Below are 24,092 nucleotides of genomic sequence, written 5' to 3'. Positions count from 1 at the left end.
ACTTCGGCAGGGGGACGATGTCAGCCCATGCTGGCGCGGTTTCCGGGGCGGCACAAGCGGGTGAGGATGTCGGCCAGCTTGTCGGCGTCGAGCGGTTTGGTGAGGAATTCGTCCATCCCGGCTGCCAGGCAGAGCTTGCGGTCTGCTTCGCTGTCATTGGCGGTAAGGGCGATCAGCGGCAGATGGCAGCCGGCCTCGCGTGCCTGGCGTGCGACATCGGGGCCATCGAGACCCGGCATGCGTTGATCGAGGAGGGCGGCATCAAAACCCCCGGCCTGCAGCGCCTCCAGTGCGGTATCGCCCCGGTCCACGGGCGAAACATCGACACCCAGACGTTCCAGAGACTTACGGGCAATCAGCGCGTTTACCGGATCGTCTTCTGCAACCAGAATGCGGAGGCTGGACAGGTCCGCCTGGAAGCGGCGCCGGGCACTGGCTCCAGGGGCGTGCATCTGGCCGATGCCAGCTGGATTACCCAATTGGGCGGCCAGCGTCCCGGCTCGCACCGGCTTGACGAACCAGTTGGAGTCTCCGCCAACGACCAGATCCGGGCGCTTGGCCTTTTCTGCCGGCGTAACCAATTGCCAGGATCGGGTTGCCGGCGCAGCGCCAGCCCAGTCCGCATCCCAGATCAGATCGGTATCAACCGCCCTGGACAGGGCAAGGGGACCATCCAGAACAATGACCTTTGCACCCAGTGCGATCAGCTGGTCACACAGGCTATCGCGCAGGATCACATTGTCGCTGGCTACGGAAAGCCGGCGACCGGCCAAAGGAGTATCGGTTCGCAGCGCGAGAACAGGCAGATCGAAGATCAGCCAGAAGCGGGCTCCCTCGCCCAGGCGACTTTCCACCCCCATGGCGCTGTTCATGGCGTCGGCGAGGCGTCGGACCATGGCAAGGCCCAGCCCGGCGCCGCTCTCAGCCCCGTCGCGCTCGGCCGCACCGCGCTCGAAATGCTCGAACAGGCTTTCCTGGTCGGCTTCGGATATACCGGGGCCGGTATCGCTGACCGACAGGGCGAGGCGGTCGCGGCCCTCGCTGTCCGGCGCGTTGGTTATATCGATGCGAACCCCGCCGGCCGCGGTAAACTTCACCGCATTGCCGATCAGATTATAGAGGATCTGTTTGAGCCGGGCCGCGTCGCCCGTGACCCGCGTCGGCGCGCCGAACGCGTGGACCACCCCGATCTCCAGGGCTTTCTCCTGCGCGCGCGGAGCAGCCAGTTCGACGGTCTCCCGGACCAGCTCCGCGATATCGACGGTTTCGGGCCGCAATTCCAGACGACCGGCTTCCAGGCGTGACAGGTCGAGAATGTCGTCGACCATGGCCAGCGCATGGTCAGCCGAAGCCGCTATCGAGCGGACATAGTCGGCTTGGTCGGGCTTCAACGCGGTGCCTTCAAGCAGTCGCGATACGCCCAGCGCCCCGGCGAGCGGTGTGCGCAGCTCGTGGGTCACTGCAGCAAAGAACAGAGACTTGGCGCGCTGGGATGCTTCCAGGTCTTCATGGGCCGCGCGGCGGCTGGTTACGTCGCGCCCGACCGAGATGACACCGGCGCCATCCGGAAGAAGGCGTTCATCCCACTCGATCCAGATGGCCCCCTTACGGGTTCGCATCAGCATTTCGTATCGACGGGAATTCTGTGCGGTGACAGGGGGTGCGACCGAAAACCAGCGGCCGACCCAATCATCACGTTCACCGCCGAAAGCGGTCAGGAAGGCCGAATTGACATAGCGGACCTGGCCGCCATTGCCGCGCACCAGAATGAGTTCGCCGGTTGCATCGAGCGCAGTCAGGAGAAGGGTGTCCAATCCGGTCGGCAAGGACGGGCCCGATGCAAAGCCGGGCCCGGTCTCGCCCGGGTTCACACCGGCATTGGAAGGACTGGAGGCTTCGGCCTCACCCGCGCGCGTGCAAACAGCGCCGTCCGCCCCGACAGGCGGGTCCGGCAATTCATTCGCTGATCCGCGGTCTCCTGGCTCGTCAGCCATGCCCTGTCCTCGAATACGATCCGCTACGGTCATAACCTGTCCGGGTTAATGAAGCGTCGGCGACACGGCTTCGTCGCCCGGGCCTCAGTGACGGGGCTGACGGGACGGGGCTTCGAGGACGGGGCTGAACGGACGGGACTGTGGGGACCGGGCTGAGGGGACGGGGCTTCAACGACAGGATTGCAGCGCCGGGAGTTCAACCGTGGGAGTTCAACGGTGGGAGTTCAACGGGGCGGCCTGTGATGCGCCCGCTAAACCCGTACGCGTTATGCCACAGCCAACATGGGTCCAGGCGGTTGGGGCACTGCTGCCCGGTCACAAGCGGCCATCACCGTTCATCGCCCGAGCTCAATGGGGACCCGACAGCCCATATCCCGACCGGCGACCGATAAAGCACGCGGCAAACCTTCAGCCAGACAGGGCTTTCGCGCCTGCCTGTTGAGCATCACGAAGGCCACGCCGGCAGGACAGGGCCTCGGCAATATGCAGCCGCCTCACGGCTTCCTGGCCATCGAGATCGGCAATGGTCCGCGCAACACGGAGGATCCGGTGGTAAGACCGCGCGGTGAGGGACTGGCGCAGGGCGGCCTCTTGCAGTAGCGCTTCTCCAGCTCGGTCCGGAGCCGCGACATGGTCGAGCTGATCGGTCGGCAGGTGGGCGTTCAGCTGGCCGCGCTCGAGTTGCGCCTCCCGGGCCGCAGCCACACGTGCCGCAGCCTCCGCCGTGCCCTCGGGCGGAGCAGGCAGGGCCAAGTCGGCGGGTGTGACTGGCGGAACCCTGATCTGCAAGTCGATCCTATCAATCATCGGACCGGAAATCCTGGCCTGGTAGTCAATGGCGCAGCGTGCACCGCGACGGCATGTTTCCCCGGTCCCGCCGCCGCCACCGCAGCGACAGGGATTCATTGCCGCGACCAGCTGGAAACGGGCCGGATAGGCGATATGGGCATTGGCCCGGGCGACCGTGATCGACCCTGTTTCAAGCGGCTGCCTCAGACTATCGAGAACTTGTGGATGGAATTCCGGCAATTCGTCCAGAAACAGGACGCCCCGGTGAGCCAGCGAGGCCTCACCCGGCCTCGCCCGACTGCCTCCACCGACCATCGCCGCCATGGAGGCCGAGTGGTGCGGCGCCCTGAAAGGTCGATTTCGGGTCAACCGACCGCGTTCCAGCAGGCCGGCGACCGAGTGGATCATCGACACGTCCAGCAGCTCCGTCGCAGTCAGCGGCGGCAGCAAGCCGGGAAGGCGTTCCGCCAACATCGACTTTCCCGATCCCGGCGGGCCGATCATCAACAGGTTATGGTGACCGGCAGCAGCTATTTCCAGGGCCCGTTTCGCGCCCTCCTGCCCCTTGACCTGTTTCAGGTCGACATCCGGCCCAGCCTCGATCAATTCGCCGGGGGCGGGCCGGTCTAGGACCTGGCTGCCCTTGAAATGATTGATCAGCTGGATAAGCGTAGCCGGTGCCAAAATGGCGAGATCGCCCCCGGCCCAGGCCGCTTCCGGACCACAGCCTTCCGGACAGATAAGCGCCCTGCCATCGGCATGGGCCGCGACGGCAGCCGGAAGCGCACCGGGCGCCGACCGGATGCGGGCGTCCGCCCCCAATTCACCAAATGCGAGATAGTCCTCGGCCACATCCTTGGGCAGGATATCAAGCTCTGCCAGCACCCCGATCGCGATCGGCAGATCGAAATGCGCGCCTTCCTTGGGTTGGTCGGCCGGTGCCAGATTGACGATCAGCCGCTTGGACGGCAGCGACAACCCCAGCGCCGAAAATGCCGCTCGTACCCGTTCCCGGCTTTCGGCAACCGCCTTGTCGGCGAGGCCGACGATGGAAAAGATAGGCTGCGACCCGCCCGCAACCTGGACCTGCACATCCACAAGGCGGGCTTCGGAGCCATGAAAAGCGACAGATGCCGTTCGCGCGGCCACTTTGTTTCTCCCGACATACCGGGGCTTTGATTCACAGGGTTCCGCCTGTGTTGCGCCCCGCCACCAGATCTTCCGTGCGACCCGCACCAACCGTTGATACCGTTAACCATCCGGCATCGTTGGGTTTTCCACAGGATCGATCACATGAAGATCAAAACAGGAACAAACCATGCACGATTTAGAACAACACGTCAAACGTGTATTTTCAGGAACCGATACGTCGCGCGACAGCATCCCAAAAGGCGGCACAGGCATCGACGCCGGAAAAGCGTTTGAGTTCCTGCACGCCGGTTGGCGAGGTCACATTGATCTCGGTCAAGCGGTCACCGATCACATCAATGCCGACAAGCACAAGATCGCGCTCCTTCAGGATGGGGCCAATCGCATCGCATATCCGCATGTCGCTGTCAGACAGGTCTGATGGCTCGGCTACGCCGCCGACATGCATGTTCGAGCGGGTCTGCCCGCTCTGCGGTACGCGGTTGATGGCACCGACCGGCACGCCATCTATGATCAGGATGCGCTTGTCGCCTGCCGACACGGCCGGAAGGAAAGCCTGAGCGATCACCGGCTCGCGTGACTGGGCGAAGAAGGTCTCGAGCAGAGCAGAGAAATTCCCGTCGCCGGGCTTGAGGCGGAACACCCCCGCCCCGCCATTGCCGTAGAGCGGCTTGATGATGATGTCCTCATGCCGGTCCCGAAATCCCGTCAGCGCTGTCAGATCGCGTGTGATCAGGGTCGGAGGGATGATTTCGGGATAGAGAAGCGGCAGGATCTTTTCCGGGCTCGATCGGACCCAGAACGGGTCATTCAACACAAGCGTCTGACCCTTGAGCATTTCGAGCAAATGGGCGGCCGTCTGATAGGCCATGTCAAAGGGTGGGTCCTGACGCATCAGGATCACATCGACATCGCTCGCCAGATCGAGTGTGCGCACCTCGCCCAGGTCGGCATGCTCCCCCTGGATGTGCTTCACCCTGACCGGGCGGGCCCGGGCCATGATGCGACCCTCCTGCCAGGCCAGCTGGTCAGGATGGTAGACAAAAAGCTCCGCCCCGCGCGCCTGCGCCTCTTCCATCAGGGCGAACGTCGTATCCGCGTCCACATTGACTGTTTCGATCGGGTCCATCTGGACCGCAACACGCCACGCCATCATCTTGTCTCCGAGCCACCGAGCAATTGCGGACCGGAGTTAGGCTCGCCGGGGCGGGATTCAACCCCGGGATTGGCTTCACCCACACAGGCCTCGGCCCGACGTTCGCCACGGGCCGGCAAGTTTGTCGGCACACCGGCAACACGAACATAGGAGACAACCTCCTGCACGCCCTCGACCAGTGAGGCATGGGCGCTGACCCGCTCGAGCTCGCCCCGGTTGCGGGCAACGCCGAGAAGGTAAACCCGGCTGTTCCGCGTTTCGACATTGAAGTTGATTGATCGCACGGCACGGTCGGAAATCAGGCGACCGTTGACCCTTGCGGTGATCTCGGCGTCACGGGCGCGATCCCGAAATCCCTGCCCGTCCCCGACCTCGATCTCGTTGGCGACATTGCGCACCGCCACCGAGGACCAGGCCAGGCATTCAGCCATCAGACGGTCATCAGTTCGTGGCACACGCCCTGTCAACAAGGCGATCCCCTCTGTCACCTCGACATCGACGCCATCCAGCGCGAAGCCTTCGGACCGCAACATGGCCGACTTGATGCCCACCGAGGCGTTGGTGTCATCCAGCTGCCGCCCGATCGAGCGCTCCTGACCAACCGAGCCGACGCTGCTGCACGCCGCGGGCACAATCCCGGCGGCCACCAGGACCAAGACGAGTGAGAATGAGGATAAGCGGTTGGCCATGCACGAAACTCCTGTCGAATCGCCCGTGCCGCAGCTTAGGCATTTGCAGACGCGCTACCATGACAAGTCGCGGCGCGTCGGCCAAGCGGCATCGAGAGCACGGCGTCACAAAAGGTCGCGCGCGCTGTCACCCGGCACCCAGGCCGCCCGCCGATGCTGTGGCCAGCGTCCCGGCACCACCAGAACCAGGTCGTAGCGCAGGTGCAAATGATGCAGCGAGGATCGCGGCGCTCGCCAGATCGAGGCGGCACGGGTAATCCGGCCCCGTTGGCGAGGCCCGATGGAATCCAGCGCCTCGGCACGCGTTGCGCGCGCCTTGACCTCGATGAAGACCAGATACTCGCCGCGACGCGCAACCAGATCGATTTCTCCGGCAGCCGTACGAGCTCTGTGGTCAAGCAGGCGATATCCTTTGGCGACGAGCCAGGCCATGGCCAGCCATTCTGCCCAACGGCCACGGGCCTCGGCCTGCCGTCGGGCGCGGGTCACCGCGGCGTGTCCCCGCCCTTGAGCGCCAGGGCGCGCGCGTAGACGTCACGTCGCGACCAACCCGATGCCTCGGCGACATGCCCGGCAGCTTCCTTGACCCGCATGTCTTCAAGCGCAGCCCGCAAGGCGGCGTCTATCCGGCCTGCATCCCAGTCGTCGGCGGACGGCGGGCCGACAACAATCACCACCTCGCCGCGCGGTGCGCCAGCTTCGGCATAGTGGGCGGCCAGCTCGGACAGAGGGCCCCGTCGGGCCTCTTCATGCATTTTGGTCAGCTCGCGACAGACCGCAGCCGAACGATTACCCAGAATTTTGTGCAGGCTGGCCATCATGGCCGGCAATCGGGACACGCCTTCATAGAAGACGAGACTGCCAGGCACATGCCGAAAGGGTTCCAGCCAAGCCTCTCGCGGTCCGGCCTTTTGCGGCGGGAATCCGGCGAAGGTGAAACAGTCGGTCGGCAGGCCAGCGATGGCGAGCGCCGCCAGGACCGCAGATGCGCCAGGTATGGCGATGACCGGTATGCCGGCAGCAATCGCATCGCGGGCCAGTTTGTAGCCCGGGTCGGAGACGAGCGGCGTACCCGCGTCCGACACCAGAGCAATCCGGGCACCTGCCTCCAGATCGTCCAGGATACCGGGGCGGACACGCTCACCATTATGGTCGTGATAGGCCGTCAGCTCGACCTTCAGCCCATAGGCGTCTATCAGGCGACGCGTGACACGGGTATCTTCGGCGAGGACCCGATCCGCCTGACCCAGGACGTCCAGAGCTCGCAAGGTAATGTCACGCAAATTGCCGATCGGCGTCGAAACCAGATAAAGGCCCGGCCCGAGCGCTTGCTCCTTGCCGCCGCGGCGGATAGCTTCGCCAAGAATTTCCCGGGATGTTTCGGTCATGCTTTCAGTCTTCAATTCGCGTATCGCCTCGCCGATCGGCACTCTGGCACAAAGCCGCGCCCTGCGCTGCCTTGCTGTCATCTCGATGGTCGGCGCCCTTGCAGCGTGCGGCACGACCCAGACCACACCGCCGCCGCCTGTCATCATTCCGCAGGAACCCATCGTCGAGCAACCGGTCGAGATCGAGCCGGAACCGGTCGAGGAACCGGTCGCGACCGGACTCATCCCGCCACACATGGCCAACCGTGACCTCGCCCGTGTTGCTGTCCTGCTGCCGTTCTCGGCCGACAGCTCCGGTGCCCGATCCGAAGCGATACGACTATTGCATTCGGCCGAACTCGCGCTGTTTGAACGCGGCAGCGGCAATTTGCTGATGATTCCGAAAGATACCCAGGGTACCGCCGAGGGCGCCCGTGAGGCAGCCCGCGCCGCCGTCGAGGATGGTGCCGACATCATCATCGGCCCATTGTTCGGCCCGGCAGTGTCAGCAGCAGGCCAGGTTGCTCGGCAGGCCGGCATACCGATCATCGCCTTCACGACAGATACCACCGTCGCCGGCGACGGCGTCTATCTGATGAGTTTCCCGCCCGAGATCGAGGTCGCCCGGATTACAGAGTATGCGACCCGTCGCGGTGTCGAGCGTTTCGCCTATCTCGGCCCGCAGAACCGTTATGGCATGGCGGTGCACGCGGCGCTGCAGGACAATGCCGCACTGACCGGCGGATACATTGCGGCCGAGAGTTTCTATACCGGTGATGTCGAGGCCATGGCCCGCGCCTCGGCCCGTTTGGCGGAAGGTGTTTTTGAGCCGCTGACACCGGAAGAAGCCGACGAGTTGCGGCTGCTGGAGTGGGAGCCCGATCCGGAAGCGCCGTTCCAGGCTGTGATGCTGCCGGAAGGTGGCACCCGCCTGCGGGCGCTGGGGCCGCTCCTGATTTCCCAGGCTGTCGACCCTCTTGTGGTCCGCTTTCTGGGCACCGGCCTGTGGAATGATCCCGACCTTTTGCGTGAGCCCGCCCTGCGGGGCGGCTGGTTTGCCGGACCCGACCTGAGCGCCCGCACGGCCTTTGAGACGGCTTATGAATCCAGCTATGGCAGCGAACCATCGCGGATCGCCAGCCTCGCCTATGACGCCATGAGCCTGGCAGCTCATCTGGATGGTGGCGAGCGTGGCTTCAGCCGTGAGGCAATTGAAGAAGACCAGGGCTTCCTGGGTGCCGACGGCCTGTTCCGCTTCCGGGCAACCGGCATGATCGAACGCGGCCTGGCCATCTATGAGATGCGGTCACGCGGATTCCGCGAGATCGAACCGGCTCCGCTGTCATTCGAACCGGAAGCCGCATTCTAGGGCCTAGGGCAGGATTTCCCGGGTCACGCGGTCGGCGAGCAGACGGCCCTGTTCGGTCAGCCTCAAGCGGACACCGGCCCGTTGCAGAAAACCATCGCCGATCATCCGGTCGATAGCCTCTGCATTCAGGGCGACACCTGTTGTCCGGTGGAGATGATCCAGGTCCAGCCCGTCGGTGACACGCAGGCCGAGAAAGGCGCGCTCTACCAGGTCGTCGCCCGGTGCCAGCCGTTCGGTCCCATCGGCCCCGACACCGGAACCGGTCGTATTGACGGCAGTGATATAATCGATCGGTCGACGGCAGGCTGTGGTCGCGACCCGGCCATCGAGTGTTGATTGCCCCAACCGGCCATGGGCCCCCGGACCGACGCCGATCCAGTCACCGCCTTCCCAGTAGATACGGTTATGGACCGACTGATCGGCCGGCGAGCGGGCGTGATTGGACACCTCATAGGCCGGAAACCCTTGGCTCGCGCATAGCGTCTGCGTGGCCTCATAGAGAACAGCCGCTCCGTCGCCATCGACTGCCAGGGTTTCGCCGCGCTCGGAGCGCTTGCCGAAAGCAGTCCCCGGCTCGATGGTGAGTTGATAGGCCGAGACATGGCCGGCACCGCTGGTCAGGGCCTCACCCAGCTCACGCTTCCAGGCATCATTGGTCTGGCCTGACTGGGCGTAGATCATGTCGACGGAAACCCGTTCGAACGCCGAAAGCGCCGCCTCGATGGCCTGACGCGCCTGGGCGCCGTCATGGTCGCGGCCCAGCGCCGCAAGAACCCGATCGTCAAAACTCTGGACACCCAGGGAGAGTCGCGCAACGCCGACCTTGCCGATCGCCGCAAATCGCGCCCGGTCCGCCGGGTTCGCTTCCAGTCCGATTTCCGCCCCGTCTTCAAAGCCCCAGAGGCTATCTGCGGCGTCGATCACGCGGGCGATCCAGTCCGGCTTCATGAGGGATGGTGTACCGCCACCAAAGTGAAGGCTCGCCAGTCGCCGACCGCCGGTCTTGTCCCGCCAGTCCGCCATATCGGCCAGAATGGCGCTCAGCAGCGCCTCGTCATCGCCCTTGGGGCGATAGACGTTGAAGTCACAATAGGGGCAGATCCGGGCGCAATAGGGCCAATGCAGGTAGAGCCCGAGCGCATTGCCGAGCTGGCGGTCGCCCGTTCCGGTCACGAACCGAACTCGGCGGCGATCATGGCATCGAGAGCACGCGCCCTATGGCTGAGCTGGCGCTTGCCGTCGGCACTCATTTCTCCAAACGTGATGTCGTGTCCCAGAGGCTGGAAGATCGGGTCATAGCCAAATCCACCGGCCCCACGGGGCGGCCACACAATCTCGCCGACGACTTCACCTTCGAAGAAGCGAACCTCCGACCCGGGACGTGCCAGCGCTATCGTGCAGACAAATCTTGCGGTCCGGTCGGGCACTCCGGCGCGGGACAATTCGGTATCGACCCGCTGCATCGCGCGCTGGAAGTCCCGCGGCTCACCAGCCCAGCGGGCTGAGTAAATACCGGGATCGCCACCCAGCGCATCGACCGCCAGACCGGAATCGTCAGCGACACAGGGCAAGCCGGTCGCTTCACAGGCGGCGCGCGCCTTCAGGGCCGCATTACCCCGAAATGTCGTTTCGGTTTCTTCGGGTTCAGGCAAGTCGAGGTCTGCAGCACTTTTCAGGGTCACGCCAAATGGCGCGAGAATCTGCTCCATCTCCTTGATCTTGCCCGCGTTATGACTGGCGAGGACCCAGGTTTCGCGCACCATTTTTAGCCCTTTCGATCGGTTTACATATCGCCTTTCGAAAAATTCATATCGAAAAACGATATTTTTCGCTTGCGCCCATCGATCTTTCTGTTTATCGATAAACAACAAGGGCGGGAAACGTCGCCCGAACAACATGAATGACAACGGTAATTGGTCAGATACAAGAGAAAGGAAACAGTGAAATGGTCAGGTCCAACAAATCAGGCATCCAGATGATCGGCTCCATCGCCATCAACGTGATGCTGCTGGTCTCGGTCGCGGCAGGTGCGTTCTACGCGATTGCCCCGGTCACGGCATGATGGAAAAAGTCGCGTGAGATCCGGCAGGCCGGACTAGGGTCTCCGGATCTCGCGTGCGACGCCTAACAGGGAAGGGGCGGTCATGAAGACACTGGGGAGCGGATCACTGGTATCCGTCTTGAAGGTGGTACTGGACATTGTCTGGTACCTGGCCTGGGGTCTGTTGGCCTTTGCTGCCCTTGTCCTGATTGCCACAGGAACCCTCCTGGCGATGGACTGGCTCGGCTATTCGCCGAATTTCCTGACCGACCTGTTTCAGGCGATCCGGGATTTTGGTGGGGCCTATCCGATCCTGATCGCCCACATAATCGCATTCCTGGTCGTCAATGACCGACTTCGCCGGATCTTTTCAACGCTTGTCGCCGGCGACCCCTTTGTGCCCGAGAATGCCGGTCATCTCCGCATGATCGCGATCGCCATCGCCGTCTTCCAGGTTCTGCGCTATCTCACCCAGGGCGCTGTCGCGATGGTGATGACCTTGTTGCACGCCGATGCGCCGGTCGTCGGCGGGGTGGAAATCAACAAGCTGGGCAGTTTCGACCTCGGCGCCTGGTTTGCCGTTCTGGCGTTGTTGGTACTGGCGGAAGTGTTCCGCGAAGGCGCGCGGATGCGCCAAGAACAAAAACTGACGATATAGGGAGACGCACACCATGCCCATTCGCGTCACTCTTGATCGCATGCTCCTCGAGCGCCGCATGTCGCTGACCGAACTCTGCGACCGTGTCGGTATCACCATGGCCAACCTGTCCATCCTCAAGACAGGCAAGGCCAAGGCCGTCCGCTTCTCGACCCTGGAAGCGCTCTGCCGCGAACTGGGTTGCCAACCCGGCGACCTGCTTGGATTTGATGATGAGGATGACGACGCCGACGCAGCCGGATAGGCGCGCGCGTCTCACAGAACCGCCGACCTTCGGGTCGACGGGACAGACGGCGGGGGTGGGCCTGCACGGTAGCCCCTTCCCAAAGAGGCCGTGCGGGCCGTTTCCAGCCCCCCAGCGCACTCCCGCCGTCTGTTCTCTAATTCACCGCATTGCAGTGGAGTCCCAAGAGTAACCTGCTCGCCCAATGAAACAAGCAAGCAGGGCTTGCAGCGCAACCCTTTCGATGGCCATAGTGTTGAAACACCCGTTCTGATTGTGGCCAAACGCTGACATGTTCATTTTCTTATTGGGTATCATTTCCGGATTGCTTGCCACCGACGAGCCTGATCAACCCGTTCAATCGATCAACCCGGACGGGGAACCCGGTTGTACCCTCGACGAGCACGCATATTGCCAACTTATTGGAGCCGTGGACTTTCAATCAGCCTCAGACCATCTCGGGGAGGCTATCCAGTCCTACTGGATTAATGACGATGTGATCTACATCGCGGCCCGACGCGCCGTTGGCCCGGTTCGATTGTGCTGCGCCTTGCAATCGGAAATGGAACACGTCGGCGAAGATGTTTGGGCCACCGCCTTCAGGCTATCTCGCATCGACGAAGCGTTTATCGACATCTGGCCCATTCCGTTACCGGACCAAGACACAATGAACTGGCGTACAACGCCAAAATATCGTGGACCGGGGGCGCCGCCGCCCGTGCGGCGCGCGGAGATGTCCGACGCTCGAATGACCCGCATCATCATGCCGGCTATCGCACTCGACCACGAGCGATCTATATATATCTACCAGCCAGCAGAGCCTCAAAATCCTCATCAAGTCCCAGTCGTGTATCTGGCAGATGGCGGGAATGCCTATGACTATGGGCCAATTGCCGATTCACTCGCACAGTCCTGCCTCATCGAGCCAGTTATCATTGTCGGATTAGCCACCGAAAACCCCGCAGCAGGTGATCCTCGATCCCAGTCCCGACTTCGCGCTGGCGATTATCTCTGGGAATTTGATCAGCCTCGATACTTCGCTCATGAGCGCTTCCTGCTCGAGGAGGTCTTGCCACTGGTTGAAGAACAGTACGGCGGATCGACGCTCGCCAGAGAGCGCATGCTGTCGGGAAACTCGAATGGAGCGGCCTGGGCTATTTCAACCGCCTTGAGGCACCCGGACCGCTTTGGTGTCGTCGGCGCGGCATCATTTGGCTGGCTTGATGCGCTTCAGGCGTCCGATTCGATCAGCCGGCACGTAGCCTTCGAGATCAGCGCCGGGCTCTACGAGCCGAATTTTCTCCCAGATAGTGAGGAAGCTGTACGCCGCATCACTGAAGCAGGCGGTCAAGCAAACCTCACCGTTTACGCTTCCGGCCATTCACCGCTGGCTTTCGAACAGCTGTTCGCCTCCACCCTCACTGAAGCCTTTCCGGCAGCCGAGGACTGCGTGCCCGCTTCCGACTAACCCTTCAACGCTGCAAGTTGCGCCTCGCACAGATCGACAACACCGGCCTTGGCGAGCGCGAACAGCAGGTCGAAATCGGTCTCCGGAATCGGCTTGTCTTCCGCCGTGGCCTGGATCTCGACGATGCCGCCTGTGTCGGTGAGGACGAAATTGGCGTCGGCCTCGGCGCGACGGTCTTCCTCGTATTCGAGGTCGAGGCGGGTCTCACCATCAATCACGCCGCAGGAGATGGCCGCGAGCTGGCCGTGCACCGGGTCGCTGGTCAGCAAGCCTTCCTCGATCAGATATCCGGTGGCCTGCTTGAGTGCGACCCAGGCGCCGGTGATTGCTGCTGTGCGTGTGCCGCCATCGGCCTGCAGCACATCACAGTCGATGGTGATCTGGCGTTCACCGAGCGCCTTGAGATCCACGACGGCGCGCAGGGAGCGACCGATCAGGCGCTGGATTTCCTGGGTCCGGCCGGACTGCTTGCCGGCGGTCGCCTCACGGCGTGACCGTGTATGGGTGGCCCGCGGCAGCATGCCGTATTCTGCTGTCACCCAGCCCTTGCCGCCCCCGCGCATCCATGGCGGCACGCTCTCTTCGATGCTGGCCGTGCACAGCACATGCGTGCCACCGAAGCGAGCCAGGCAGGAGCCCTCCGCATAGACCGAGACACCGGCTTCCAGCTTGATTTCACGCATTGCATCGCGAGCGCGTCCATGGGGTCTCATCATCATCTCCGGTTTGGCGGCTATATCGACCCCGCTCCTAGCGGCGTTGCGGGCCGGCATCAAGCAGGCATGTCGCGACCGGACGCTGGCGCTTGGCTCGCAAAGCGGATTGAACAGGCGCCCCGGCGCGACTAATTGATAGGTCATGTCCCTGACCGCTCCGCAATCGGCCCTGGCCGCACTGGATGACCGCATGCGCACGATCTTTCGAGAGATCGTGGAAGCTTATCTGCGCTCAGGCGATCCGGTGGGTTCGCGGACCCTGTCGCAAAGCGGCAATCTCACCCTTTCTCCGGCCTCGATCCGCAACACCATGGCGGACCTGGCCGATCTCGGGCTGTTGAGCGCGCCGCATGCCAGCGCCGGACGGATGCCGACCCATGCCGGCCTGCGCCTGTTCGTGGACGGGCTGCTGCAAGTTGGCGAATTGTCGGCCGATGAGCGCAAGGCGATTGAAGGCCAGGTCTCGATGTCGGGGCGCTCGACCAAGGACCTGCTGACCGAGGCGACCTCATTGCTGGGCGGCCTGTCCGGTGGTGCCGGGCTGGTCGTCACCCAAAAACGCGAAGCGCCGCTGCGCCATGTCGAGTTCGTGCCACTGTCCAAGGTCGAGATGCTGGGCGTGCTGGTGTTCGAGGATGGCAGCGTCGAGAATCGGCTGATGCGCACGCCCGACGGCATTCCCCCGGCGGCGCTGATCGATGCCGGGAACTATCTGTCGACACGCCTCAAGGGGCGGACCCTGAGCGACGCCCGCAAGGCCATCGAGCAGGAAATCGCCGAACGCCGCTCGGCCCTCGACAGCGCCGCCGAAGGCCTGGTCAAGCAAGGCCTGGCGGACTGGAGCGGCGGCAAGGGGCAGGAGCGCTCACTTATCGTGCGCGGCCAGTCCCGACTGCTGGAAAGTCTGGATGCCGTCGGCGACCTGGAGCGCATCCGCCTGCTGTTCGAGGACATCGAGCGCAAGGAAGAGCTGGTCACCTTGCTGGACAAGGCCCGCGACGCGGAAGGCGTGCGCCTGTTCATCGGCGCCGAGAACCCGCTTTTCAGCCTGTCGGGTTCCAGTGTGATCGTGGCTCCCTATATGAATGCCGAACAGGAAATCATCGGCGCGCTGGGTGTAATTGGCCCCACCCGTTTGAACTATGCCCGTGTTATCCCCCTCGTCGACTACACCGCCCGTGTGGTCGGACAGATACTGGACAGCGCCCGATCGCGAGAGTGAAGACAAAATGAGCGACACAGAGAACAAGCCGCAAGACGACATTGAAACGCCGGAAGACGAAGCCTTCAAAGCCGAGGCATCGAACGATGCCGGTGAAGCCGAGAACGAGCTGGACCCGGTGCTGAAACTGACCGCGGAACTCGACTCCATGCGCGACAAGCTGCTGCGAGCCCTGGCCGAAGCGGAAAATACCCGTCGCCGCGCCGAGCGCGATGTTGCCGACGCGCGCAGCTATGCGGTCTCCAGTTTTGCCAAGGACATGCTGGACGTGTCCGACAATCTCTCGCGGGCTGTCGGCTCTGTCGACGAGGCCGCGCTGGCCGATGTGCCGGACGCGGTGAAGAATGTTGTCGAAGGCGTCGCGATGACCGAAAAGGCGCTGATCTCCAAGATGGAGCGCCATGGTGTCAAAAAGGTCGACCCGCAGCCCGGTGACACCTTTGATCCGCACAAGCATCAGGCCGTAGCCCAGATCCCGTCGGATCAGGGTGCCGGCAAGATTGCCGCGGTCATGCAGACCGGCTTCGTGATCGGAGAGCGGACCCTGCGCGCCGCCATGGTTGCCGTCTCCTCCGGCCCGGCCGCCGGTGGCGCTGACGCAGCGGGCGGTTCTGGCGGCAATGTCGACATGAAGGCCTGACAGCTCACGTCTGATCACGCCTGCGGCAGGTCACCCATTGAAGGCTCGCATCCATCGGCGGACCAAGCCATGATGATGCGGGCATGCGCGGGAGGTGATCATGTCGATGTTACCGGCTTGGGCGATGGACGTGATGAATGTCCTGACCCAGATATTTGTTCTGGCCATTGGCGTGGCGGCCTTCGTGATCCTGCTGATGTATGCGGCGGACATCGCACAGACCCGCGACGCCATACGCCGGAATTATCCCGTCGTCGGTCGTTTCCGCTCGCTGTTCACAACGCTGGGAGAGTTTTTCCGGCAATATTTCTTTGCGATGGATCGCGAGGAATTGCCCTTCAACCGGGCCGAACGTGAATGGGTCTACCGGTCATCGGAAGGCAAGGGCGGCACGATCCCCTTCGGCTCCACCAAACCGATGGACAAGCCGGGCAATGCGATCTTCGTCAATTGCCCCTTTCCCCTGCTGGATGATCACGCCGCCCGGACGCAACCGATGCGGGTCGGGCCGAATAGCCGCATACCCTACGACGCCCCCTCCTTCTTCAATATTTCCGGCATGAGCTATGGCTCGCTGTCAAAACCCGCCGTGCGCGCACTTTCACGCGGCGCGGCGAAGGCCGGCATCTGGATGAATACAGGCGAGGGCGGCCTGTCGCCCATGCACCTGGAAGGGGGTTGCGACATTGTTTTCCAGATCGGCACCGCCAAATACGGCGTCCGCAATGCGGAAGGTGGCCTGTCGGACGAAAAACTGCGGCAAGTCGCGGCGCACGAAAAGGTGCGCATGTTCGAGCTCAAGCTCTCCCAAGGTGCCAAACCGGGCAAGGGTGGCATCCTGCCAGCCGCAAAGGTGACGCGCGACATCGCCGACATTCGGGGCATTCCGGTGGGGCAGGCTTCGATCTCACCGAACCGACACCCGGAATTCGATGATATCGGCGGCCTGCTCGACATGATCGCGCACATCCGCGAAGTCACCGGCAAGCCGGTCGGTTTCAAGGCTGTGATCGGCGCTTATGGCTGGATCGAGGAGATGTGCGTCGAGATCACCAAGCGCGGCCCGGACAGCGCCCCGGACTTCTTCACCATCGACAGCGGCGATGGCGGCACCGGCGCAGCCCCCATGGCCTTGATGGACAATGTCGGTTTGACCATTCGCGAAAGCCTGCCGATCGTCGTCAGCCTGCTCGAGCGCTATGGCCTGATAGACCGGATTCGGGTGATCGCCTCGGGCAAGTTGCTGACCCCCGGTGCCGTGGCCTGGGCCTTGGCGGCCGGCGCCAACTTCATTCAGTGCGGCCGCGGCTTCATGTTCTCGCTGGGCTGTATCCAGGCCCTGAAATGCCACCAGAACACCTGTCCGACCGGCGTCACCACCCACAAGAAGAGCCTGCAGCGCGGCCTGGTCGTGAAGGACAAGGCCGACCGGGTGGCCGAATATGCCAACACGATCCGCGAGCATGTCGAGATGATCGCCCATTCCTGTGGCGTGCCCGAGCCTCGGCGTCTGGGCCGCAAGCATGTACGGATCGTTCAAGCCAGCGGTCAATCCTTGCCGATGACGGCGCTGGATTACCTGCCGGATGACGAAGCGCCGAACCGTCAGGTTCCGGGCCAGGATTGATCAGGCCTGATCCCCATCCGTCAGGGACGTTTCACCCGACGCATCGTCAGATTGATCCGGCCACCGCCGGGGAAGGCGTCCGGCGGCAGCAGGGTCGAGGTGCCCGGATAAATCCGGTCGACGCCGTGATAGCAGCGTCGCGCCTCGCCGCCGAGGACCACCACATCGCCGGATGACAGCACCATCGAGCCGGTCTTGCCGCCACGCTGGGGACCACCAATGCGAAAGCGCGCCTTGTCACCCAGCGAGATCGAGACGACGGCCGCGTCGGTCGCCTCTTCATCCCAGTCGACATGCAGGCCCATCCTGCTGTCAGGCGCATACCAGTTGACCAGGCAAGCCTCGGCATCGGCCGGATAGGCCGCCAATTCACGCCAAAGATCCGTCAACAGGTTCGGCATGGGAGCCCACACCTGTCCGGTCTCGGGATGCTGCGGCTCATAGCGGTAGCCACCGGTCTTGTCGGTAACCCATCCCAATGACCCGAAATTGGTCATCCTCACTGACAGGGGTTGGCCGGTGCGCGGCATGGACGGGCGCCAGAAGGGCGTTTTCTCCTGCACCGCTACCACTGCATCGATCAGCGTCTGCTGCACCGGACGGGAGAGTTTTCCAGGCAGGAGACGGAAACCGTCGGGCATGACAAAGGGCGTGCTCATCCCCCCCAAGATGGGCCGCAAGCTGCGCGCTGACTACCCGGACTTTGCGAACGGGTCAGCCTTGAGTCATATCAAATACGTATGAGTGACATGCAACGCAGCTGAGACAGGCCTTGCACTCCTCGCCCCGCCTCCCTAAATCGCCATCAAGCGCAGGGTTATACCTTGCGGATTGAACCAACACCGGTGTCGGCACACCGGAATCATCAATGACGATCCCGAAGGGGGCAGTCAGCGGGATGCGGGGCGCTTCACTCGAAGGCTTTGCATTCGCCGGACGGGTCCCGCTTGGAAAAAACGGAGAGACGATCAATGAGCAAGGTCATCGGCATCGACCTGGGTACGACCAATTCCTGTGTGGCTGTTATGGAAAGCGGCCAACCAAAGGTCATCGAGAATTCCGAAGGTGTGCGGACCACCCCGTCCGTCGTGGCCTTCACCGAGGATGGCGAGCGCCTGATCGGCCAGCCGGCAAAGCGCCAGGCTGTCACCAACCCGGACTACACCTTCTTTGCCATCAAGCGCCTGATCGGCCGCATGATGGACGACCCGACGGTCAAGAAGGACATCGACATGGTGCCCTACAAGATTGTTCCGTCGGACAGCAATGACGCCTGGGTCCAGGGTCGTGACAAGAAATATTCCCCGTCAGAAATTTCCGCCTTCACGCTTCAGAAGATGAAGGAAACCGCGGAAAGCTATCTCGGCGAAAAGGTCGAGAAAGCCGTCATCACGGTCCCGGCCTATTTCGACGACGCCCAGCGTCAGGCCACCAAGGACGCCGGCAAGATCGCCGGCCTGGAAGTCCTGCGCATCATCAACGAGCCGACCGCGGCGGCCCTGGCCTACGGCCTCGACAAGGGTGAGAACAAGACGATCGCCGTGTTCGACCTCGGCGGCGGCACGTTTGACGTCTCTGTCCTGGAAATCGGTGACGGCGTGTTCGAGGTGAAGGCCACCAATGGTGACACCTTCCTCGGCGGTGAAGACTTCGACATGCGCATCGTCCAATACCTCGCGGACGAGTTCAAAAAAGAGAACGGCATCGACCTGAAGTCCGACAAGCTGGCCCTCCAGCGACTGAAGGAAGAAGCCGAGAAGGCCAAGAAGGAACTTTCTTCGGCCACCTCCTACGAAGTGAACCTGCCCTTCATCACGGCCGACGCATCGGGCCCGAAACACCTCAATATCAAGCTCTCCCGCGCCAAGCTGGAAGCCCTGGTCGAGGATCTGGTCAAGCGTACGCTCGAGCCCTGCAAGAAAGCGCTCAAGGATGCCGGCCTCAGCCCGTCCGACATTGACGATATCGTCCTCGTCGGCGGCATGACCCGCATGCCCAAGGTGCAGGAAGCCGTGAAAGGCTTCTTCGGCAAGGACCCGCACAAGGGTGTGAACCCGGACGAAGTCGTGGCCATGGGCGCTGCCATCCAGGCCGGCGTGCTGCAGGGCGACGTGAAAGACGTGCTGCTGCTCGACGTGACCCCGCTGTCGCTGGGCATCGAGACGCTGGGCGGTGTCTTCACCCGCCTGATCGATCGCAATACGACGATCCCGACCAAGAAGTCGCAGACCTTCTCGACCGCCGACGACAACCAGACCGCGGTGACCATCCGCGTGTCGCAGGGCGAGCGTGAGATGGCGGCGGACAACAAGCTGCTCGGTCAGTTCGACCTGGTCGGCATCCCGCCCTCGCCGCGCGGCCTGCCGCAGATCGAGGTCACCTTCGACATCGACGCCAACGGCATCGTCAACGTGTCCGCCAAGGACAAGGCGACCGGCAAGGAGCAGCAGATCCGCATCCAGGCCTCCGGTGGTCTGTCGGACGATGATATCGAGCAGATGGTCAAGGACGCCGAGGCCAATGCCGACGCGGACAAGAAGAAGAAGGAGCTCGTCGAGGCGCATAATGGTGCCGAAGCGATGATCCATCAGACCGAGAAGCAGCTCGAAGAGTTCGGCGACAAGGTCCCGGGCGAAGACAAGGATGCCATCGACGCAGCCTTGACCGAGCTGAAAGAAGTCAAGGATGGCGAGGATCTCGAAGCCATCCAGCAAAAGACCCAGGCTCTGGTCCAGGCGGCCATGAAGCTCGGCGAGGCCATGTATGCGGCCCAGCAGACCGAGGCCGCTGAAGCCGACGCCAAGTCGGACGCCGAGGGCGATGAAGACGTGGTCGACGCGGAATTTTCCGAAGTCGACGACGACAAGAAGAAAGACGCGTAAGGTCCGGTTTGACCGGGAGGGTTTCATACCCTCCCGGTCCAGACCAAGAGCGTGACCATGACCCGTCCTGATCCCCTGACAGCTCCGTTCGGAGCCTTTGCGCTCTCGCCGCTGGCGGAGCGTCTCCGGCGCTTGCCCACAGCCCTGCCGGGCGACGCACTGCGGCGCAGTGCGGAGTCAGTCGTGCGGCGGGCCCTGATGTCCGGCGGCCGGGACATTGCTGACATCGAAGTCTTCCCGGGTCAGTTTGCCCGCGTGCATTTGCGCGACAATCGTTGCGAGAAACGCGTCTTTGCCGGCTCGAAGAGCTGGGACAATGCCGAACGCCGCGCCATTCGCGACGCCATGGAAGCCAAGCCGGTCAATGACCCTTTCGTTTTCGTGGATGCCGGCGCCAATGCAGGCCTCTACACCCTGTCTGTCCTGGCCGATGCCATGGTGCAATCACGGCCGGTCAAGGCAATTGCGATCGAACCCGATATCGAAAACCGGCGTCGACTTGAATTCAATCTTGGTGTTTCCAATGCCACGTCGGTGACGGTATTGCCCTATGCGCTCGGCGCTGAAGAGGGCGAAGGCGCGATGGTTCAGTCCGCGACCAATCGCGGCGAAGTCCATGTCGCTTCAGGCAGCGAGACCGGTGATACAATTCGCCTGCGCCCCCTGAAGGCCGCCCTAGCCGATGCCGGGGCCGACCGGATTGACGTCATGAAAATGGATATTGAGGGCTTCGAAGAACTCGTCCTCAAGGGATTTTTCACTGACGCGCCCCGCAGCCTCTGGCCAAAAATGATCCTTCTTGAGACCCGGCATGAAGCAGCCATCACAGATGGCGCCGCCGGTCTCTGTCTTGAACACGGCTATCAACTAGCCCAGCAAATGCGGCAGAACGCAGTTCTGGTCCTGCCGACAGGTGACGAGTAATGAGCAAGCGTGATTTCTACGAAGTTCTGGGTGTCGACAAGACTGCCGACGAAAAGACGCTGAAGAGCGCCTATCGCAAACAGGCCATGAAATACCACCCGGACCGCAATCCGGGCGACGCCGAGGCCGAGGCCCAGTTCAAGGTCGTAGGGGAGGCTTACTCTGTCCTGTCCGACCCGAACAAACGCGCCGCCTACGACCGCATGGGTCATGCCGCGTTTGAACAGGGTGGCGGTATGGGCGGTGGCCAGGGCCCGTTCGGTGGCGGCGGCGGTGCGGCGGATTTTGCCGACATCTTCGAACAGGTCTTCGGCGAAGCCTTCAACATGGGTGGCGGCGGTGGTCGACGGGGCGGTCGCGGCCAGGCGGGCCCTGCGCGCGGATCTGACTTGCGCTTCGACATGGAAATTTCGCTCGAGGATGCCTTCAACGGCAAGGATGAGACCATCAAGGTGCCGACCGCCATGAATTGCGAGCGCTGCGATGGTCAAGGCAATGAGCCCGGCACCGAGCTGGAAACCTGTGGCACCTGCCAGGGTGCCGGACGCATCAGACGCTCCCAGGGTTTCTTCACCATGGAGCAGACCTGCCCGCAATGTGGTGGGCGCGGCCAGTATGTGAAGACACCCTGTAATGACTGCGATGGTGTCGGTCGGGTCCGCAAGACCCGTACCCTCAACGTGACTGTTCCGGCGGGCGTCGAGGATGGCACCCGGATCCGGCTAGCCGGCGAAGGTGAAGCCGGTGCCCGCGGCGGACCACGTGGCGATCTCTACATCTTCATCTCCGTGCGTGAACACGAGATTTTCGAACGTGACGGTCCGAACCTTTATTGCCGAACGCCGGCATCCATGGTGCAGGCTGCGCTGGGATGCACCATCCAGGTGCCGACTATCGAAGGCGGCAAGGCCGAGATGAAGATCGCCGAAGGTGCCCAGACCGGCAAGCGGATGCGCATGCGGGGCAAGGGCATGCCGCGACTTCGTGGCGGCCCGCGCGGCGACATGATTGTCGAGCTGTTCGTCGAGACGCCCCGCAATCTGTGCGACCGGCAGAAAGAGCTCCTGAAGGAGTTTTGCGACCTGTCCGGCGAAGGCTGTAACCCCGACAGCGCCGGCTTCTTCAACAAAGTCAAACAGTTCTGGGACGAGGTCACAACCGATGACGGTCGGCCCAACGCCGGCTGACCACGTCGAATTGGCGGCGTGACATCCCTGCGCAGAGCGGATTAGGTTTCCGGACACACGCCGCTTGGCATGGGGAGGGGATAGCTTTGACCGACACTGGCCCGCAAGCCGAACCGGAAGCCCGCTTCGACAACATCGAATACATCGTCTACCAACGCTCACCGTTTGGCATGGTGGGCAACAGTGCGCTGGTTTTCGCGTTGACCTACGGGCTTTATGTGCTGATCGCCCAGCTGACCCAGAGCCCACCTTTCCTGTACCCGAACGCGGCCGGCGATTGGGTCACCCACCAGGTCAGCTGGATCGCCTTTGTCCTTTCCCTCATCCTGACGGCAGCTGTGGCCTTTGCCGGAAGCGCGAAAGGGCGCTGGGAGACAGAAGTCGAGGACCTTGCCCGAGCCTTGCCGGAACACGGGCGGTCGGCAGCCGAGGATCTTGCCAAAGGTGCACCGGTCAGTTGGCGAACCCGGTATTACGGTTTGTTCTGGATCGGTTTTGTCTTCGGTATTTTGTTCAATTTCGCGCTGATGAACCCCGCGGACGGGATTTTGGCCTACATCAACTCGGTTGGCCTGTGGTTCCTGATTGTTTCACCCCTGTTATTCGGAACCGGGTTTCGTGCCGGTATGGATGTGGCCCGCCGCAGTCGGGAAATACGGGCGGTCATCGCCGGTTATCTTGACGTCGACCTATTCCACCTCGATCGATTGAGTGTCTTCGGCCGGATCGGACTCCGGGCAGCCAGGTCGTGGATGATCATGGCCGCCATCCTCTTGCTCTTCATGCTCGACCCCGATCAACTCTGGATCGCCTTGCCCACCATATTGGCGACCGCGGCAGGGGGCGTATTCATCCTGACAAGTGCCCTCAATCCCGTGCACCGGAAAATCTGCGCTGCCAAGGCTGCAGAGCTCGACCGGATCCATGAGGAGATGGCTCGCGTTCGCGACCGGGCCCTGGCGGGAGAGGATGCGGCATCGTCCGCACTCGCGGGACTGACGGACTACGAAATCTGGGTTGCGCAGCGCCCTGAATGGCCGCTGTCGACTGGTCTGGCCACACGTTTTTCACTCTATATCCTGCTGCCGATCCTACCGATTGTCGGCTCCTACATGTTCGAGAAGCTGGCAGACCAATTCGTGACTGGAGGACCGGTTTGACCGCTCCCATTCGTGTAGCCGTACTTGGGCCGACCGGCCGCCTGGGCAGTGCCATCTGTCGCGCCCTGCTCGACAGCCCGGACTTCCGGATCGCCGGTGCCGTGGTGAGGGCCGAGTCGCCGGTTTCCGGTGAAGATATCGGGACCTGGTTGGGGCGGGACCCGATTGATTGCCGCGCCGAGACCTCCTTGGAGCATGCGATCGAAACGGCTGACATCGTGCTGGATGCCAGCCTTCCGGGCATGACCGTCGCCGCGGCCGAACGCCTGGCGAGTTTGGGAGGACCGGCGCTGATCACCGGCGTCACGGGTTTCAATCGCGAGCAGTCGGACCGGCTGACAGCCTGCGCGGATCGTCTGCCAGTCCTGTTGGCCGGCAATTTTTCCCTTGGCGTGGCCGTCACCGAGGCGCTTGTACGGGAGGCCGCGCGCCTGCCGGCGGCGGACTGGGATATCGAGGTCCATGAAACCCACCACCGCCGCAAGGCCGACGCGCCGTCCGGCACGGCGCTGATGCTGGCCCGGACTGCGGCCAAAAGCCGGGGCGAAAGCCTGGAAAGCCTGGCGACCTGGAGCCGGGAAGGCGTGACTGGACCCCGTAAGACAGGATCAATCGGCTTTGCCGTCAGCCGTGGCGGTTCCGTGGTCGGCGAGCATTCTGTCCGCTTCCTGGCCGAACTCGAGGAGATCACGATTTCCCATCGCGCCCTGGATCGATCGATTTTTGCCCGTGGGGCACTCGCCGCGGCGCGCTGGATGATCAATGGCGGTGCTGGCCGCGCGGCTGGCGAATACTCGATGCAGGACGTTGTGGCCGGGTAGGCTCATCACG

22 protein-coding genes are annotated in these 24,092 nt (G+C 63.0%); 12 read left to right on the top strand and 10 right to left on the bottom strand.

All coding sequences use genetic code 11. The features are described from left to right. Positions 1-20 precede the first annotated feature (20 nt). The 6 genes from MMAR10_RS15535 to rsmI form a co-directional block, all read right to left on the bottom strand. On the bottom strand, positions 21-1,994 hold the full coding sequence (locus MMAR10_RS15535; protein WP_011644943.1) for an ATP-binding protein: 1,974 nt from the start codon (positions 1,992-1,994) through the stop codon (positions 21-23). A gap of 408 nt (positions 1,995-2,402) precedes the next feature. Continuing rightward, positions 2,403-3,932 carry a YifB family Mg chelatase-like AAA ATPase gene (locus tag MMAR10_RS15530; protein ID WP_011644942.1) on the bottom strand — a complete coding sequence of 510 codons (1,530 nt, stop codon included), beginning with the start codon at positions 3,930-3,932 and terminating at the stop codon, positions 2,403-2,405. 205 nt (positions 3,933-4,137) lie between these two features. Continuing rightward, positions 4,138-5,085, bottom strand: a complete 948-nt coding sequence (gene gshB / locus MMAR10_RS15525) for a glutathione synthase (protein ID WP_041637993.1) — start codon at positions 5,083-5,085, stop codon at positions 4,138-4,140. Continuing rightward, positions 5,085-5,777 (bottom strand): BON domain-containing protein, encoded by a 693-nt coding sequence (locus tag MMAR10_RS15520; RefSeq protein ID WP_011644940.1) that lies wholly within the window; start codon positions 5,775-5,777, stop codon positions 5,085-5,087. Before MMAR10_RS15520 ends, gshB begins: the two co-directional genes overlap by 1 nt. Positions 5,778-5,882: 105 nt before the next feature. Beyond that, positions 5,883-6,266, bottom strand: a complete 384-nt coding sequence (locus tag MMAR10_RS15515; RefSeq protein WP_011644939.1) for a YraN family protein — start codon at positions 6,264-6,266, stop codon at positions 5,883-5,885. Then, complete coding sequence (rsmI, locus tag MMAR10_RS15510) at positions 6,263-7,165, bottom strand: 16S rRNA (cytidine(1402)-2'-O)-methyltransferase (protein ID WP_011644938.1); 903 nt, start codon at positions 7,163-7,165, stop codon at positions 6,263-6,265. Before rsmI ends, MMAR10_RS15515 begins: the two co-directional genes overlap by 4 nt. Between rsmI and MMAR10_RS15505 the strand changes: the two genes are divergently transcribed. After that, positions 7,164-8,513: a penicillin-binding protein activator gene (locus MMAR10_RS15505; protein WP_049755775.1), complete on the top strand. Its 1,350-nt coding sequence runs from the start codon at positions 7,164-7,166 to the stop codon at positions 8,511-8,513. The genes rsmI and MMAR10_RS15505 overlap by 2 nt on opposite strands. A 3-nt stretch (positions 8,514-8,516) precedes the next feature. On the opposite strand, the gene hemW is transcribed toward MMAR10_RS15505, so the two are convergent. Further along, positions 8,517-9,686: a radical SAM family heme chaperone HemW gene (hemW, locus tag MMAR10_RS15500; protein WP_011644936.1), complete on the bottom strand. Its 1,170-nt coding sequence runs from the start codon at positions 9,684-9,686 to the stop codon at positions 8,517-8,519. Beyond that, entirely contained in the window at positions 9,683-10,276 is a 594-nt protein-coding gene (gene rdgB / locus MMAR10_RS15495) for an RdgB/HAM1 family non-canonical purine NTP pyrophosphatase (protein ID WP_011644935.1), read from the bottom strand. The genes hemW and rdgB overlap by 4 nt, the downstream gene beginning before the upstream one ends. Positions 10,277-10,657: 381 nt before the next feature. On the opposite strand from rdgB, the gene MMAR10_RS15490 reads away from it, so the two are divergent. The 3 genes from MMAR10_RS15490 (at position 10,658) to MMAR10_RS15480 (ending at position 12,903) form a co-directional block, all read left to right on the top strand. Next, positions 10,658-11,212, top strand: a complete 555-nt coding sequence (locus MMAR10_RS15490; RefSeq protein ID WP_011644934.1) for a DUF2975 domain-containing protein — start codon at positions 10,658-10,660, stop codon at positions 11,210-11,212. 13 nt (positions 11,213-11,225) lie between these two features. After that, positions 11,226-11,456, top strand: coding sequence for a helix-turn-helix domain-containing protein (locus MMAR10_RS15485; RefSeq protein ID WP_011644933.1), 231 nt, complete (start codon positions 11,226-11,228; stop codon positions 11,454-11,456). 271 nt (positions 11,457-11,727) lie between these two features. Next, positions 11,728-12,903 carry an alpha/beta hydrolase gene (locus MMAR10_RS15480; RefSeq protein ID WP_041637076.1) on the top strand — a complete coding sequence of 392 codons (1,176 nt, stop codon included), beginning with the start codon at positions 11,728-11,730 and terminating at the stop codon, positions 12,901-12,903. Here MMAR10_RS15480 and rph read toward each other — a convergent pair. After that, positions 12,900-13,616 carry a ribonuclease PH gene (rph, locus tag MMAR10_RS15475; RefSeq protein ID WP_011644931.1) on the bottom strand — a complete coding sequence of 239 codons (717 nt, stop codon included), beginning with the start codon at positions 13,614-13,616 and terminating at the stop codon, positions 12,900-12,902. The genes MMAR10_RS15480 and rph overlap by 4 nt on opposite strands. Before the next feature lie 145 nt (positions 13,617-13,761). Between rph and hrcA the strand changes: the two genes are divergently transcribed. From hrcA to MMAR10_RS15460, 3 genes are all read left to right on the top strand, one after another. Then, entirely contained in the window at positions 13,762-14,841 is a 1,080-nt protein-coding gene (gene hrcA, locus MMAR10_RS15470; protein ID WP_011644930.1) for a heat-inducible transcriptional repressor HrcA, read from the top strand. Positions 14,842-14,848: 7 nt separating this feature from the next. Continuing rightward, positions 14,849-15,481 carry a nucleotide exchange factor GrpE gene (gene grpE / locus MMAR10_RS15465; RefSeq protein WP_011644929.1) on the top strand — a complete coding sequence of 211 codons (633 nt, stop codon included), beginning with the start codon at positions 14,849-14,851 and terminating at the stop codon, positions 15,479-15,481. A 106-nt stretch (positions 15,482-15,587) separates the two neighbouring features. Next, positions 15,588-17,108 (top strand): FMN-binding glutamate synthase family protein, encoded by a 1,521-nt coding sequence (locus tag MMAR10_RS15460; protein WP_011644928.1) that lies wholly within the window; start codon positions 15,588-15,590, stop codon positions 17,106-17,108. 20 nt (positions 17,109-17,128) lie between these two features. Here the strand turns inward: MMAR10_RS15460 and MMAR10_RS15455 are convergent, their stop codons facing one another. After that, on the bottom strand, positions 17,129-17,767 hold the full coding sequence (locus MMAR10_RS15455) for an alpha-ketoglutarate-dependent dioxygenase AlkB (RefSeq protein WP_011644927.1): 639 nt from the start codon (positions 17,765-17,767) through the stop codon (positions 17,129-17,131). Between the two features lie 312 nt (positions 17,768-18,079). Between MMAR10_RS15455 and dnaK the strand changes: the two genes are divergently transcribed. The 5 genes from dnaK (at position 18,080) to dapB (ending at position 24,082) form a co-directional block, all read left to right on the top strand. Beyond that, complete coding sequence (gene dnaK, locus MMAR10_RS15450; RefSeq protein WP_011644926.1) at positions 18,080-19,990, top strand: molecular chaperone DnaK; 1,911 nt, start codon at positions 18,080-18,082, stop codon at positions 19,988-19,990. Between the two features lie 57 nt (positions 19,991-20,047). Continuing rightward, positions 20,048-20,914: an FkbM family methyltransferase gene (locus tag MMAR10_RS16530; protein WP_011644925.1), complete on the top strand. Its 867-nt coding sequence runs from the start codon at positions 20,048-20,050 to the stop codon at positions 20,912-20,914. Continuing rightward, a complete protein-coding gene (gene dnaJ / locus MMAR10_RS15440) occupies positions 20,914-22,101 on the top strand; it encodes a molecular chaperone DnaJ (RefSeq protein ID WP_011644924.1) in 1,188 nt (395 codons plus the stop codon). The genes MMAR10_RS16530 and dnaJ overlap by 1 nt, the downstream gene beginning before the upstream one ends. Positions 22,102-22,187: 86 nt before the next feature. Continuing rightward, the gene (locus MMAR10_RS15435) at positions 22,188-23,261 is read left to right on the top strand and encodes a hypothetical protein (protein WP_011644923.1); all 1,074 of its coding nucleotides are present in this window, start codon (positions 22,188-22,190) and stop codon (positions 23,259-23,261) included. Further along, positions 23,258-24,082 (top strand): 4-hydroxy-tetrahydrodipicolinate reductase, encoded by an 825-nt coding sequence (gene dapB, locus MMAR10_RS15430; protein ID WP_011644922.1) that lies wholly within the window; start codon positions 23,258-23,260, stop codon positions 24,080-24,082. Before MMAR10_RS15435 ends, dapB begins: the two co-directional genes overlap by 4 nt. Positions 24,083-24,092: the final 10 nt, after the last annotated feature.

Origin of the sequence: Maricaulis maris MCS10, from assembly GCF_000014745.1 — a bacterium.
Lineage (GTDB): Bacteria > Pseudomonadota > Alphaproteobacteria > Caulobacterales > Maricaulaceae > Maricaulis > Maricaulis maris_A.
The sequence above is the reverse complement of the archived record's forward strand: the minus strand, read 5'-3'. Positions and strand labels throughout refer to the sequence as shown.

Excerpts from the sequence above, each read along its gene's own strand:
- MMAR10_RS15490 (WP_011644934.1), top strand. The coding sequence starts at position 10,658 with ATGAAGACACTGGGGAGCGGATCACTGGTATCCGTCTTGAAGGTGGTA.
- rsmI (WP_011644938.1), bottom strand. The coding sequence starts at position 7,165 with ATGACCGAAACATCCCGGGAAATTCTTGGCGAAGCTATCCGCCGCGGC.
- MMAR10_RS15505 (WP_049755775.1), top strand. The coding sequence starts at position 7,164 with ATGCTTTCAGTCTTCAATTCGCGTATCGCCTCGCCGATCGGCACTCTG.
- rph (WP_011644931.1), bottom strand. The coding sequence starts at position 13,616 with ATGAGACCCCATGGACGCGCTCGCGATGCAATGCGTGAAATCAAGCTG.
- hrcA (WP_011644930.1), top strand. The coding sequence starts at position 13,762 with ATGTCCCTGACCGCTCCGCAATCGGCCCTGGCCGCACTGGATGACCGC.
- gshB (WP_041637993.1), bottom strand. The coding sequence starts at position 5,085 with ATGGCGTGGCGTGTTGCGGTCCAGATGGACCCGATCGAAACAGTCAAT.
- dnaK (WP_011644926.1), top strand. The coding sequence starts at position 18,080 with ATGAGCAAGGTCATCGGCATCGACCTGGGTACGACCAATTCCTGTGTG.
- grpE (WP_011644929.1), top strand. The coding sequence starts at position 14,849 with ATGAGCGACACAGAGAACAAGCCGCAAGACGACATTGAAACGCCGGAA.
- rdgB (WP_011644935.1), bottom strand. The coding sequence starts at position 10,276 with ATGGTGCGCGAAACCTGGGTCCTCGCCAGTCATAACGCGGGCAAGATC.
- MMAR10_RS15455 (WP_011644927.1), bottom strand. The coding sequence starts at position 17,767 with ATGAGCACGCCCTTTGTCATGCCCGACGGTTTCCGTCTCCTGCCTGGA.
- MMAR10_RS16530 (WP_011644925.1), top strand. The coding sequence starts at position 20,048 with ATGACCCGTCCTGATCCCCTGACAGCTCCGTTCGGAGCCTTTGCGCTC.
- dnaJ (WP_011644924.1), top strand. The coding sequence starts at position 20,914 with ATGAGCAAGCGTGATTTCTACGAAGTTCTGGGTGTCGACAAGACTGCC.
- MMAR10_RS15485 (WP_011644933.1), top strand. The coding sequence starts at position 11,226 with ATGCCCATTCGCGTCACTCTTGATCGCATGCTCCTCGAGCGCCGCATG.
- MMAR10_RS15535 (WP_011644943.1), bottom strand. The coding sequence starts at position 1,994 with ATGGCTGACGAGCCAGGAGACCGCGGATCAGCGAATGAATTGCCGGAC.
- MMAR10_RS15520 (WP_011644940.1), bottom strand. The coding sequence starts at position 5,777 with ATGGCCAACCGCTTATCCTCATTCTCACTCGTCTTGGTCCTGGTGGCC.
- MMAR10_RS15460 (WP_011644928.1), top strand. The coding sequence starts at position 15,588 with ATGTTACCGGCTTGGGCGATGGACGTGATGAATGTCCTGACCCAGATA.
- MMAR10_RS15480 (WP_041637076.1), top strand. The coding sequence starts at position 11,728 with ATGTTCATTTTCTTATTGGGTATCATTTCCGGATTGCTTGCCACCGAC.